9 protein-coding genes are annotated in these 14,802 nt (G+C 32.3%); 7 read left to right on the top strand and 2 right to left on the bottom strand.

The window, feature by feature from the left end; genetic code table 11:
• Position 1: 1 nt before the first annotated feature.
• Positions 2 to 3,640: a T9SS type B sorting domain-containing protein gene (locus IM755_RS06040; protein ID WP_194094756.1), complete on the bottom strand. Its 3,639-nt coding sequence runs from the start codon at positions 3,638 to 3,640 to the stop codon at positions 2 to 4.
• Between the two features lie 107 nt (positions 3,641 to 3,747).
• On the opposite strand from IM755_RS06040, the gene IM755_RS06035 reads away from it, so the two are divergent.
• The 7 genes from IM755_RS06035 (at position 3,748) to IM755_RS06005 (ending at position 14,489) form a co-directional block, all read left to right on the top strand.
• Entirely contained in the window at positions 3,748 to 5,949 is a 2,202-nt protein-coding gene (locus IM755_RS06035; RefSeq protein ID WP_194094754.1) for a B12-binding domain-containing radical SAM protein, read from the top strand.
• Between the two features lie 88 nt (positions 5,950 to 6,037).
• Positions 6,038 to 8,146 (top strand): response regulator, encoded by a 2,109-nt coding sequence (locus tag IM755_RS06030; protein ID WP_194094752.1) that lies wholly within the window; start codon positions 6,038 to 6,040, stop codon positions 8,144 to 8,146.
• Between the two features lie 88 nt (positions 8,147 to 8,234).
• Complete coding sequence (locus tag IM755_RS06025; RefSeq protein WP_194094750.1) at positions 8,235 to 8,720, top strand: biotin/lipoyl-containing protein; 486 nt, start codon at positions 8,235 to 8,237, stop codon at positions 8,718 to 8,720.
• A 10-nt stretch (positions 8,721 to 8,730) separates the two neighbouring features.
• The gene (locus tag IM755_RS06020; protein ID WP_194095370.1) at positions 8,731 to 10,170 is read left to right on the top strand and encodes an acetyl-CoA carboxylase biotin carboxylase subunit; all 1,440 of its coding nucleotides are present in this window, start codon (positions 8,731 to 8,733) and stop codon (positions 10,168 to 10,170) included.
• 42 nt (positions 10,171 to 10,212) lie between these two features.
• Positions 10,213 to 11,754, top strand: coding sequence for an acyl-CoA carboxylase subunit beta (locus tag IM755_RS06015; RefSeq protein ID WP_194094748.1), 1,542 nt, complete (start codon positions 10,213 to 10,215; stop codon positions 11,752 to 11,754).
• A gap of 89 nt (positions 11,755 to 11,843) precedes the next feature.
• Positions 11,844 to 12,998: a peptidoglycan endopeptidase gene (locus IM755_RS06010; protein WP_194094746.1), complete on the top strand. Its 1,155-nt coding sequence runs from the start codon at positions 11,844 to 11,846 to the stop codon at positions 12,996 to 12,998.
• Positions 12,999 to 13,070: 72 nt separating this feature from the next.
• Positions 13,071 to 14,489 carry an MBL fold metallo-hydrolase gene (locus IM755_RS06005; RefSeq protein ID WP_194094743.1) on the top strand — a complete coding sequence of 473 codons (1,419 nt, stop codon included), beginning with the start codon at positions 13,071 to 13,073 and terminating at the stop codon, positions 14,487 to 14,489.
• 50 nt (positions 14,490 to 14,539) lie between these two features.
• Here IM755_RS06005 and IM755_RS06000 read toward each other — a convergent pair whose 3' ends face one another.
• Positions 14,540 to 14,776, bottom strand: a complete 237-nt coding sequence (locus IM755_RS06000; protein WP_194094741.1) for a YdcH family protein — start codon at positions 14,774 to 14,776, stop codon at positions 14,540 to 14,542.
• Positions 14,777 to 14,802 lie beyond the last annotated feature (26 nt).

Here is a 14,802-nt window from a genome sequence, read left to right as displayed (position 1 = left end):
ATTATCGTTTTAAAGTAAAATGACCTCTATGTTCTTTACCATTTTCTCTTTTTACTACAAACCAATAATCGGATGATGGTAATTTTTCTCCATTGTGTTTGCCATCCCAACCTAAGTCGTTTGGCCCAAATTGAGTTATAAATTTACCTTGTCTATCAAAAATTAAAATTTTTAGATTAGGTTCATTTTCCGAAAATTTAATTCTCCAGTAATCATTGTATCCATCATCATTTGGAGTGAAATATCTAGGATGCATTAGTAAATAAATTTCGTCAAAACTTACGCCACAACCGTTTTTGTCTCTAACAAATATGGTATATTCTCCATTAGGTAAGTTTGAAAATAGTGGACTGTCTTGATATTCAATTCCGTTTAATGAATATTCATAATTGCCTAAACCGGTAACATTTACAGTAATTGTATTGTCTTGTTCTGTCCAGTCTGATGTTTCGAATGGACCAATTGTAGCTGGGTTTGATAAAACAACAGTTACGCTTTTAGTTGTAGAACATATAACACTTCCATGAATTTCAGTTACTGTTAAACTATAATTTCCTGGTTGATTAACTACTATTGATGGTGTTGTTTCTCCAGTTGACCATAAATAACTATCAAAATAACTGTCTTCAGTTAGAGTAACAGTAAAGTTTTCGCATAAGTAATACAGATTGTTTAGAGTGATTATAGGAGTTGGTATTAAAGTTAAATGCAGATCACTGATTTGGTAACATCCAAAGTTGTCTCTTACTAGAACAAAAAACGTTTTATCTGTTTGGTTTAAATTATAATTTGAAAAAGTAGTTACTTGATCTGATGCTGTTTGATTTTGTGCTCCAATAAGCGAATTATAATAGGTAAAATTATAATTATTCGGATTGCTTATAATGTTTTGATTAAATTGTCTTAAATCAACTATTTCGTTACCATTGTTGCCATTATCACAAATAAGAGTTGCGAAATCTTGTGTGTTAGGTAATGGTAAAAAGGTAGATGAAATATAAACTGTAGTTGCTAACGATTGACAATTTCCTCTTTTTACTTTAATGTTAACTGTATTGCCTTGATTTAAATTTCCTAACGTATTTGATGTACTCCATGTTAGTCCTCCATCAAAACTATATTCATCTCCAAAAGTTGTTATTGTAACACTAGCATATTTATTACATCCTGCAGGATCAATTGTATAGGCAGGTTGAATACTTTCTAAACTTCTAACATAAACATAATAATTAGGAGAGGTACATCCTAATGCATTTTTTATTTTTAAAATATAGGTGTCAGCAGTGACATTATTAAGTATGTTAGATGTTTGCCAAGTATTCCCTCCATCAAAACTATATTCACTAGCTGGAGTTGTAATTGTTATGCTTCCTAAATTGGAACAGTAAGGTTCAACAACATTATAATCTAAAGTGTTTAAGAAAACACCTTCAATTGAAATAATTTTTGGATTGGATATACAACTATCAGTGTCTTTTATTCTCACGGTATATAATCCAATAGGTAGATTTGTGGCAACATTATTAGTTGACCAAGTTAGACCATCGTCAAAACTATATTCAGTAGCTTGGGTTTGTATTGTAATAGAGCCAAAATCGCCACAAAAAGAAGGATTTGTATAAGTTACATAGGGTGTACTGAGTAATATAGGGCGAATAATGATTGGCGAATTGTAAGATTCACATCCCATTATTGTTCTTATTTTAACCTGATAAGTTCCTGGATTTAGGTTGGTTAGCGTATTCGATGTTGTCCAAGTTACTCCGCCATCGTAGCTATATTCAGAAGCAGGTGAGGTAACTGTTATTGTTCCGTACATTATATGACAACTTGGTTGTTGAATTTCAATTGTTGGTAAAACAGCTACTTGATTTGGTAAAATTGTAACACTGTTAGTAGAAATACATCCAAAATTATCTGTTACGGTAACGGAATAAGTACCAACAGAAGTTACACTAATACTTTGAGTGATTTCACCTGTTGACCAAAGATAGTTTGCTCCTTGAGATGCCGTTAATGTGGTGCTACCACTACAAACATTTAAAATTCCCGAAATAGTTGTAAACGGGTTTTTAACCGTAAGTTGTATTGGTATTATTTTATAGCATGTGACGTCTTTTATAACTCTAACAAAAATGGCAGAAGTATAACTTTCAAAATTTTGAAAATTTGGTATTGAATTTACATCGTTGTAAGCATCATTTTGATTGGCATAATAATTAAAAGTGTAATTAGAAGAGTTGTTTATTATTGCACTTTCACAGTTTGTTAAGTCAAAAAACTCTTTTCCATCTCCATTTAAATCGCATTTAAATAAATTTGTAGTTGTAGGCTTATAATCGCAATCTGGTAAACAATTTAGAAAGGAAATATCCCAACCTGTATTTGCATCACTGTCAGATGCGCTTGCAAAGTTGGTTCCTGAACAAGTGGTATTTCCTGGAACTATTCCGTAATTTATAATTGCTTGAACATTGTAGTTGTTATTTGTTACATTAGGTAAATCGTTTGCATTAATTTGAAAACAGAAAGTTTTGGTGCTCAAGTTTAATTGAGAAGGATTAGATGAAGTATAAACAATTTGATTATTTTGATCTAAAACTTTTATTTGTATGGATTGAACATTTGCGCTGACTCCACCTGAATTAGGAATTGTAAATGTTCCACAAACCGATAATGGAAATGTAGGGCAAATTTCAAATAATGGATTTAATTGAATGCTACCTTGTAAATTTTCATCAGAGTGTAATAAACATAAATCATCTATATAAGTGTAGCCAAAATGACCACCTAATCCACATCTTGAAGCAATAAATTCTATTATGAAATCTTCGTTGTTTGGAATAGAAGAAATATCTAAAATACCTGATTGCCAATTTTCAGTATAAAGAATAATACTTCCATTATTTGATGATTCATATTGAGTGAAAATACAGTTGTTTGGATCTCCAATTAAACAAAACTCACTAACTACAATATTATTTTTAATAATTTTGGCCTTAAAATACGGTTGCTCATCATAATGATCAGATCCTGATATACTTTGAAGTACTGCTTTAAAATTAAATTTTACTTCAGTTTCATTATTTGTTTTAAAACGTTTCGTTTGTACAACACCAGATGTTATGGAAGAATTTTTATGATTTATTTTTAAAACATATTGATCAAATCCGTTAATATTGCCAATATACTCATCATAATAATTCGATGGTACCGTAGTAGCCATTAAACCAATTGCGTTTGGGTTATATTGTGTTATTCCTTGGTTAGCATTTACATAAACATCTTTACATTGCATAGGATTCATTGGTGATCCTATGCCATAACTGTAATTTTTTAAAGTAAAGGTATTGTTTGTGTTTTCAAATTCTTCAAAACCTCCATTATTACACAGAAAAACTGAACTTTGTAATCTTGAAAAAGGGATGAATCTTGAAGAATTTAAATTTTTTTCAGCTTCAATTTTATCTAAAAATAATTTTTTCTGAATAGAATCATTAAGATTAAATTCAGGAGTATTTTCATAAGCTCGACCTTTTATTAAAACAATATTTGAATTTTCAGTATTTAATTCGGAATTTTGTGCAAAACAAGTAATAGACAGTAGTAGTAAAGATATTAGAAAAAGAATATTTTTCATTTTGTAAAATTTTTCGTAAAAATATAAAAATAAATTAAAAACTTAACTTGCTACAATACTATTTAAATTCTTTCTAAAATAGATAATCATAATTTTATTAGAAAACTTTGAAAGACATTCTATTAATCACACCACCTTTTACCCAACTGAATACGCCGTATCCAGCAACGGCTTATTTGAAAGGTTTTCTGAAGACCAAAAACATTTCGGCTTACCAAATGGATTTAGGTATCGAGGTGATTTTAGAAATGTTTTCCAAAGAAGGTTTAGAAAGTTTGTTTCAGGTTTCAGGTTTCAAGTTTGAAGAATTTGAGCCGAATTCACAACGAATTTATTCCCTAAAAGGCGATTACATCAAAACAATAAATTCTGTAATTGCTTTTCTTCAAGGTAAAAATCCATCTTTAGCGCGACAAATTTGTTCAGGGAATTTTTTACCTGAAGCTTCTCGTTTTGACCAATTAGACGATATGGAATTTGCTTTTGGTTCGATGGGAATGCAAGACAAAGCGAAACATTTAGCTACTTTATATCTTGAAGATTTATCCGATTTTATTGTAGAATGTGTCGATGAAAATTTCGGATTTAGTCGTTATGCCGAGCGTTTAGGAAGAAGCGCGAATTCTTTTGATCAGTTATACAATCATTTGCAAAATGAATTAACGTTTATTGATGAAATCACCATCAAAATTCTGAAAAAAAGAATTGAAGAAGTCCAACCTAAATTAGTATGTTTTTCCGTTCCATTTCCTGGAAATTTATACAGCGCTTTTCGTTGTGCTCAATTCATAAAAGCCAATTTTCCGGATATAAAAACAGCAATGGGTGGCGGTTTTCCAAATACAGAACTTCGCGAATTAAAAGACCAACGCGTTTTTGAATTCTTCGATTTTATTACTTTAGATGATGGGGAACTACCTGTTGAATTGTTGTACGATTTTGTCACATCGAACGATTCCGAAATTTCGGAAGAGATGCCTTTAAAGCGAACTTTTCTCTTAGAAAATAACCAGGTCGTCTATAAAAACAATTCCACTCGCCACGATTACAAGCAAAGTGAAGTTGGAACTCCAGATTATTTCGATTTATTATTAGATAAATATATTTCCGTAATTGAAGTCGCCAATCCCATGCACAGTTTATGGAGCGATGGTCGTTGGAATAAACTCACCATGGCGCACGGTTGTTATTGGGGAAAATGTACGTTTTGCGATATTTCATTAGATTATATTAAGTTATATGAACCCATAGCTGCCAAAATTTTGGTCGACCGAATGGAAGAATTAATCGCTCAAACAGGCGAAAACGGATTCCATTTTGTAGATGAGGCAGCGCCACCAGCTTTAATGCGTGAAGTAGCTTTGGAAATTATCAAACGAAAATTAGTGGTCACTTGGTGGACTAACATCCGTTTTGAGAAAAGTTTCACGGCTGATTTGTGTTTGTTGTTAAAAGAATCGGGTTGTATTGCGGTTTCTGGAGGATTAGAAGTGGCTTCGGACCGACTTTTAGAATTAATCAAAAAAGGAGTAACCGTCGAACAAGTAGCACAAGTAACCCGAAATTTCACTGAATCGGGAATAATGGTCCATGCGTATTTGATGTATGGTTATCCAACACAAACGATTCAAGAAACCGTGGATAGTTTGGAAATGGTTAGACAATTGTTTGAATTGGGTGTTTTGCAAAGTGGTTTTTGGCATCAATTTGCTATGACAGCGCATTCTCCTGTTGGCATGTTTCCTGAAGAATTCGGAGTAATTCCGGAGCAAAATGAAATTATATTTGCTAATAACGACATCAATTTCAAAGATAAAACTGGAATCAATCACGATAAATTTAGCTTCGGATTAAAGAAATCGTTATTTAATTATATGCACGGAATCTGCTTTGATTACGACTTGCAGGATTGGTTTGATTTCAAAATTCCAAAGACAAAAATTCCTTCTGATTTTATTTATAATTGTTTGGAAAAAGAACAAAATTTCTCAGTAAAACCTAATGCAAAAATCGTTTGGATAGGAGGAACACCTCAAACAGAAATCTTTACCAAATCAAAAAAAGGGAATTCTTGGGAAATGATGAAATTAACGTTTCACAATAAAACGCAATCCTACGATATTTCTCTAAATGCCGAAGAAGGAAAGTGGCTGGTGGATACTTTAGATAAAATTTCGGTTTTTGCTGAGAACAAAATGACTTTTTCTCAATTGAAATCTGATTTTGAACAACAATTTGATGATTTCGAATTGTTTTGGTACAGTAAACCGATTCAAATTTTGAGAAGTACTTCTTTGTTGGTTTTTTAATATTCTTAATTATATGGCATTACTTTATTGGTAAAAAATGATTTTTATTGAAAAAAAATTATAAATTTAACATCTAATAAATATTGGAATGAAGTTTTTTTTCTCTAAAAATGTTGATTCTACCTATACAAAAGTAATCAGCTTACTTTCTCTAATGTCTTTTGGATTGTTAGTTTTAGTAGGTTCTTTGTACTATTACATGAAGGTACAAGAAAAAGAAATCTATGATTCTAGTAATAAAGTTTATAAAAACGAAATCACCTCTTTATTAAAATTAAACACGGAGAACTATACGTCATTAGTAGTAGATGTAACCTATTGGGATGAATTTGTAGATTTTATTACAACTAAAGATGTTAAATGGTTTAATACTTCGGTTGCCAATATTTTAGATACTTATAAGGTTGAATATGTCTGTGTTTATGATACTACTGGTACATTTTTAACGAAAGTTTCAACTCCTAAAATAAAAACTGTAGATTTTATTCCAAAAGAAGCTATTTTACGATTACTTACTAAAAAAGTAGATCGATTTTATTTAAAAATTCCTGAAGGTGTAGTGGAGGTTTATGCTGCAACAATTCATCCATCTGATGATCCTTATAAAAACAAAACAAAACCATCGGGTTGTTTTTTTATGGTGAGATTATTAGATAACGAATATTTTGCCAACTTTGAAAAGATTAGTACTTCAAATATCGAATTTTTCAAACAACCAGAAGTGAAATCTAAAGCGGTATCTTTTATAATGCCTTTGAAAGATTATAACGATAAAATCATTCAAAAGCTTATTTATAAAAGAGCATATAATATTGATTTTTGGATAACAAAATTCATTTTAATTGTTATAACGATTGCCATAATTTTATCGTGGATGGTTTACTATTATTATGCAAATCGATGGTCTAAACTTCCGCTGAGTTTTATCAAAAAAATACTGAAAACGGGTGATTCTCACGCAATTCAATCACTAAAAAGTATTAAAGGCGAATTTCGATATATCGGAAAATTGTTTGAAGAAAACCAAATAAAAGCTAAAGAATTAGAAATTGCTAAGAATAAAGCGGAAGAAAGTGATAAATTAAAATCAGCTTTTTTAATGAATTTATCACATGAAATTAGAACTCCGATGAACGCAATTTTAGGCTTTTCAGATTTGCTTTCTCACCAAAATTTGTCAGAAGATGATAGAAATGAATACATAAAAGTAATTCAGCAAAGTGGTAAGAATCTTCTCGAAATAATCGATGATTTAGTTGAAATGTCAAAAATTGATTCCCAAATTATCAAACCTAATTTACAAACGTTCGATTTAGATGAGTTGATTGATCAATTATTTGCGTCATACGAAAAGCTCTATAGCAATGATAAAGTAGTTTTTAAATTAACTAGACCGAGTCAAAAATTAGCCAATAATATTGTTTCGGATAAAGTCAAATTAGGCGAAATTATTACTAATTTATTAAACAACGCTTATAAGTTTACCGAAGAAGGTTTTATTATTTTAGATTATACTTTGGATGAAAAAAATAATTCGATAATTTTTAGTGTAAAAGATTCTGGTATTGGAATTCCAGAGAATTTTCAAGAAAACATTTTTAAAAGATTTAGTAAAATTAACGCCAAAGGTATTTCCGCTAATGAAGGACTCGGATTAGGTTTAGCCATTTCAAAAGCCTATGTTGAAATGCTTGGCGGTCAAATTAGTTTTAATTCTCAAGTTGGAATTGGATCTACTTTTTATTTTTCTATTCCATTGCATTATTCTGAAAATAAATCTATTGAAATACAAGAACTGCCAAATGATATACAACTTTTAGATTTAGGTGAAGAAGAAATAATTTTGATTGCAGAAGATGATAATATCAACTTTTTACTAATTGAAAAAATGGTGAAAAGCTTTAATTTTAAAGTCATCCGTGCAAAAGATGGAGCAGAAGCTGTTGAGTTTTGTAAAAACAATCATGAAATCGATTTGATACTTATGGATATTAAAATGCCAAATCTTAATGGTTATGAAGCCTTTTCTGAAATCCGAAAATTTAATCAAACAATTCCAATAATAGCTCAAACGTCTTACACTTTTGAAGACGAAATCAATAAAATTAAAGAATTAGGTTTTACCGATTTTATTTCAAAACCAATTGAAAAAGAGCGATTATTCGAATTGATTAAATTATACATGAAAAGAGAATAACTATACTTATTTTCCAAATTTTATGAGATTTATCATTTACGAAAACGATTTCTTTTCGTAAGTTTACGTCCACTAAAAAAAATCTCATATGGATAACATTTATAAGCTTTTAGTAAACAATTCTGCTTCGTTTGAAGTTACTGAAAATAGTCTTCAAAATTTAGATGCCGTAAAGGTAGAAGAAGCAAAGTTTCATGTACTAAAAGAAAACAAACCTTACAAGGCTGAAATTGTATCGGCTGATTTTATTTCCAAAAAATATACCGTAAAAGTTAACAATAACACTTATGAAGTGGCTATTTCAGGTGCTTTAGATGAATTAATCAAAAGTATGGGAATTGAACGTGGTAGAACAAAAGTAGTTAATGCTATCAAAGCGCCAATGCCAGGTTTGATTCTAGAAATCAACGTTTCGGTTGGACAAGAAGTAAAAGAAAACGATCCTTTATTGATTTTAGAAGCCATGAAAATGGAAAACTGTTTCCTTTCACCAAGAGATGGAGTTATCAAATCAATCACGGTTGAAAAAGGAAATGCAGTAGATAAAGGACAATTGTTAATTGAATTCGAATAAGATGAAAGAAATTAAAAAAATATTAGTTGCCAATCGTGGTGAAATTGCCATTAGAGTAATGAAAACCGCGAAAAAAATGGGAATCAAAACGGTAGCGGTTTATTCGTCTGCCGATAGAAATGCATTACACGTTAAATATGCAGATGAAGCGGTTTTAATTGGTGAAGCAGCATCAAGTCAATCGTATTTACGTGGCGATAAAATCATAGAAGTTTGTAAAGAACTTGGAGTTGATGCGGTACATCCAGGTTACGGATTCTTGAGTGAAAACTCAACTTTCGCAGAAGCTTGTGAAAAAAATAACATCATTTTCATCGGACCAAAATCGAAAGCGATTGAAATGATGGGAAGTAAATTAGCTGCAAAAGACGCGGTTAAAGAATACGGAATCCCAATGGTTCCAGGAACTGAAGATGCTATCACTGATATCGAAGCAGCAAAGAAAATTGCAACAGAAATTGGGTTCCCGATTCTAATCAAAGCTTCAGCTGGTGGTGGAGGAAAAGGAATGCGTGTGGTGGAAAAAGCAGAAGATTTCGTTTCTCAAATGGATAGAGCGATTTCGGAAGCAACGAATGCATTTGGAGATGGTTCAGTTTTCATTGAAAAATATGTGACCAAACCACGCCACATTGAAATTCAAGTAATGGCGGATAGTCACGGAAATATAGTGTATGTTTTCGAAAGAGAATGTAGTATCCAACGCCGTCATCAAAAAGTAGTAGAAGAAGCACCTTCAGCAATTTTGACTCCAGAAAAACGTAAAGAAATGGGTGAGGCGGCTGTAAAAGTGGCTAAAGCTTGTGATTATTTAGGAGCAGGAACCGTTGAGTTTTTGATGGATGCTGACCATAATTTCTATTTCTTAGAAATGAATACCCGTTTGCAAGTAGAGCACCCAGTTTCAGAATTAATTTCTGGATTGGATTTAGTAGAATTGCAAATTCGTGTAGCACGTGGCGAAGCTTTACCAATGAAACAAGAAGATTTACAAATCAAAGGTCACGCAATGGAACTTCGCGTATATGCCGAAGATCCAATGAATGATTTCTTACCAAACGTTGGTTTCTTAAGTACTTACAAATTGCCAGAAGGAGAAGGAATCCGTGTTGATAACGGAATCGAAGAAGGAATGGATGTGCCAATTTACTACGATCCAATGCTTTCAAAATTGATTACGTACGGAAATACGCGTGAAGAATCTATCGAATTGATGATTAAAGCAATTGATAATTATTTGGTAGAAGGAGTTGCAACAACATTACCATTCGGGAAATTTGTAATGGAGCATGAAGCATTCCGTTCAGGAGATTTTGATACTGGATTTGTGAAAGCGTATTACGATGCTGAAAAACTAAAATCAAAATTAGATACCGAAGCCGAAATCGCAGCCATGATTGCATTTCAACAATACGTAGAAGATCAAAAAGTTCTAAGATTACCAAATTAATTGGCACATCGACACATTGTCTAATTGACTCATTGAAAGAAAATGGAAGATAAAATCAAAATATTAAACGATAAAATCGCTTTAGCCAAATTAGGCGGAGGCGAAAAAAGAATAGCAGCACTACACGCTAAAAAACGATTAACAGCAAGAGAACGTGTCGAATATTTATTAGACGAAGGTTCGTTTGAAGAAATCGGAATGCTAGTAACACATCGTACTACCGATTTCGGAATGGAAAAAGAAATTATTTATGGTGATGGAGTAGTAACTGGTTACGGAACCATCAACGGAAGATTAGTTTACGTTTTTGCTCAAGATTTTACGGTTTTTGGAGGTTCGTTATCCGAAACTCATGCTGAGAAAATCTGTAAAGTAATGGACATGGCAGTGAAGAATGGTGCCCCAATGATTGGATTAAATGATTCAGGTGGAGCTCGTATTCAGGAAGGTGTTCGTTCACTTGGTGGATATGCGGATATTTTTTACAGAAACGTTCAAGCATCTGGAGTAATTCCTCAAATTTCGGCTATTATGGGTCCATGTGCGGGTGGAGCGGTTTATTCTCCAGCTATGACAGATTTTACCATGATGGTAGAAAACAACAGTTATATGTTTGTTACTGGTCCAAACGTTGTGAAAACTGTTACGAATGAAGAAGTAACTTCAGAAGAATTAGGTGGAGCAGCGACTCATGCGTCAAAATCAGGAGTTTGTCATATTACTTCACCAAATGGTGTGGAGTGTTTGGAAGATATCAAACGATTATTGAGTTACATCCCACAAAATAATAGAGAAACCACTCCAAAATTAGCTTATGAATTTCAAGATGAGGTTCGCGAAAAATTAGACACACTTGTGCCTGATAGTGCGAACAAGCCATACGATATGCACGAAGTAATCAGCGGAATTATCGATGAAGATTCGTTCTTTGAAATTCACAAAGATTTTGCCGAAAATATTATTGTAGGTTTTGCTCGTTTAGGCGGAAGAAGTATCGGAATTGTAGCTAACCAACCAATGGTTTTAGCAGGTTGTTTGGATGTAAACAGTTCAATTAAAGCTGCTCGATTTGTTCGTTTTTGTGATTGTTTCAATATTCCTTTATTAGTATTAGAAGATGTACCAGGTTTCTTACCTGGAACTGATCAAGAATGGAACGGAATTATCACACACGGAGCGAAATTATTATATGCATTTAGCGAGGCGACAGTTCCAAGAGTTACAGTAATTACTCGTAAAGCTTACGGTGGAGCTTATGACGTAATGAATTCAAAACACATTGGAGCGGATATGAATTTTGCTTGGCCAAGCGCAGAAATTGCCGTAATGGGTGCAAAAGGAGCATCGGAAATTATCTTCAAAAAAGAAATTAGCGAGGCGGCAGATCCAGCGGCTAAATTGGCTGAAAAAGAAGCAGAATATGCAGAGTTATTCGCAAATCCTTACACAGCAGCGCAACGTGGATTTATTGATGAGGTAATTTTACCAAGAGATACAAGAAGAAAATTAATAAAAGCGTTTAGCATGTTAGAAAACAAAGTGGTTGATACACCAAAACGCAAACACGGAAATATTCCGTTGTAGTTTAAAATATTGTTAAAACTCCCTTTTTTTAGGGAGTTTTTTTTATCTTGCAACCGTCAAATTATACAATCCATCTAAATTAATTCTAAATGAAATTATTCCACATTATAACTTTTTTTCTTTTCTTCTGTAGTGGTGTTGTTTTTTCTCAAAAGACAATCAAACATACAGTGGTTTCGGGTGAATCCATTTATTCCATTGCTAAAAAGTATGATGTTAGTGAATCAGATATTTACGAATTAAATCCAAAATCGAAAGGGGCTTTACTACAGCTAAAAACTGTTTTGTTAATTCCCAACAAAAAATCAAAATCAAAGAGTAATAAAGAAGTTTCTTCAACTAAGAATGCCACAGAAACTCATATAGTTGAATCGGGTGAATCACTATATAAGATTGCTAAAAAGTACGATATCAGTCTAGAAAAATTGAAAGAATTAAATCCAGATATCAAGCCTGAGTCGATACAAATTGGAGATAAAATAGTTGTTTCTGCAAAAAAAGTAAAAGAAGCTCCTAAAGAAAAAGAAACTCCTAAAGAAAATAAGCCTAAAGAAACAAAAACAGTAGTTGCTGAAATATCCAATCCAACTAACATGGATGCTAATTTATGTACGGATGAATTAGGAAACAAAGTGCACACAGTAACCAAAGGCGAAACTTTATATAGACTTTCAAAAAAGTATAAAGTTAGTGTGAAGGATTTAGAAGAAATGAATCCTGAAATTATTGCCAATTTACCAATCGGATATGAAGTTGTAATTAAAAAAGGAGATGTAGAATTAGCAAAACATCAAAATGAGATTGTAAGTAGTCCTAAAGAGGTGGAAGAGCTTTCTCCAGAAAACATGTCTAAAGCCGAATTTTTAATTGCGAAAGCTTCGCAACACATTGGAACTAGATATAGAGGTGGCGGAACTACGAGTGCTGGTTTTGATTGCTCTGGATTAATGTTTTCCACTTTTAAACATATCGATATGACTTTGCCTCGTTCTTCAAGTTCCATGGCGGTAGGAGCGGGTTATAAAATTGACAGAAGTCAAGCACAAAAAGGCGATTTAATTTTCTTTACAACCAATGGTAGAGGAAGTATCAATCACGTGGGAATGATTACCGAAATAATTGGTGATGAAATTAAGTTTATTCATTCCTCAGTGCAGGCTGGAGTTATAATTTCATCTACGGAAGAACCTTACTACAAAAAACGTTTCATTCAAATTAATCGTGTTTTAGAAAATAATCGATAGTTTTCTACATGATATTTATCATTTTACTTCTAGCTACTAGCATGTAAATTCGTAACTTCTAAAAGTTATGTCATGAAAGTAGAACAGATTTACACGGGTTGTATGGCGCATGCCGCTTATTACGTTGAAAATAATGGTGAAGCAGCTATTTTTGATCCACTAAGAGAAGTCCAACCTTATATTGATCGTGCCAAAAAGGATAATGCCAAAATCAAATATGTTTTTGAAACGCATTTTCATGCCGATTTTGTGAGCGGTCATTTGGATTTAAAAGCAAAAACAGGAGCTCAAATTGTTTTCGGTCCAACCGCAAAACCTAATTATGATGCTTTAATAGCAACAGATGGGCAATTTTTTACCATTGGAAATTATAAAATAAAAGCCATTCATACGCCAGGTCATACCATGGAAAGCACAACATATTTGTTGATTGATGAAAACGATAAAGAACATGGAATTATCTCAGGCGATACTTTGTTTATTGGTGATGTTGGTCGCCCAGATTTGGCCCAACACGTGATTGCTGATTTAACTCAGGATAAATTAGCTCGTTTATTATATCATTCGCTTCGTGAGAAAATAATGCCTTTATCTGATCAGTTAATTGTATATCCAAATCATGGTGCTGGAAGTGCTTGTGGAAAAAACATGAGTAAAGAAACTACCGATACACTAGGAAATCAAAAACGAACCAATTATGCGCTTCGATCAGATATGACAGAAGACGAATTTGTTAATGAATTACTTACGGGATTAACAACTCCACCAGGATATTTTCCAAAAAATGTATTACTGAATTTAAAAGGATATGAATCGTTAGATAAAGTTATTGAAAAAGCTAAAAAACCTTTGAATCCAAATGACTTTGAAACTTTAGCAAATGTATCTGGCGCTTTAATTTTAGATACTAGAAATGCTAATGATTTTGCAAATGGGTTTATTCCAAATAGTATTAATATTGGTATCGATGGAAGTTTTGCCATGTGGGTTGGAGAAATGATTTCCGATATTAATCAAGCTATTCTTTTAGTCACTGAACCCGGTAGGGAAGAAGAATGTATGATTCGATTATCTAGAGTTGGATATGATAATACTATCGGTTATTTAGAAGGTGGATTTGCATCATGGAAACAATCAGGAAAAGAAATAGATACTTTAAAAAGAATTACAGGCGAACAATTAGAAGAAATGCTTCAAACAGCCGATTTACTATTATTTGATGTTCGTAAAAAAAGTGAATTTGATTCTGAGCATCTTTTGAATTCAGTAAATATTCCATTGAATCAATTGAATGCTAAATTAGATAGCTTTCCTAAAGATAAATCCTTTGTGATTTACTGTGCTGGAGGTTATCGCAGTATGATAGCAGCTTCCATTTTAAAACAACGAGGGTTTGATAATTTTATGGATGTTTCGGGTGGTTTTAATGAAATTTCTAAGACAACTCATTTACCTAAAACCGCTTATGTTTGTCCATCAACATTGTTATAACAAAAAACCGCTTTTAAGCGGTTTTTTGTTTGTGTTGATTTAAAAAAGGTTTAGCTATCTTTTAAAAAGTTAACAATTTCATCTTTTAGAAATACACGATTTTTTCTAAGTTGTGATAATTCATCATCCATAGCTAACTCTTCGTCTGTTTCTATTTTGTATATTTTTTCATCTAAATCTGTATACGAATGTAATAAAACCTGAAATTCATCATTGTTATGATACAGATTTTTAATCTTGTCTGCGTATTCAGGGAAATCTAGGTAAATAGGATGTTTAGTTATCATAATGCTGGTTTTTAAATTACTATACC

The sequence above is a fragment of the Flavobacterium proteolyticum genome (genome assembly GCF_015223105.1).
GTDB classification, from domain to species: Bacteria; Bacteroidota; Bacteroidia; order Flavobacteriales; family Flavobacteriaceae; genus Flavobacterium; species Flavobacterium proteolyticum.
This window is presented reverse-complemented; position numbering and strand designations above follow the sequence as displayed.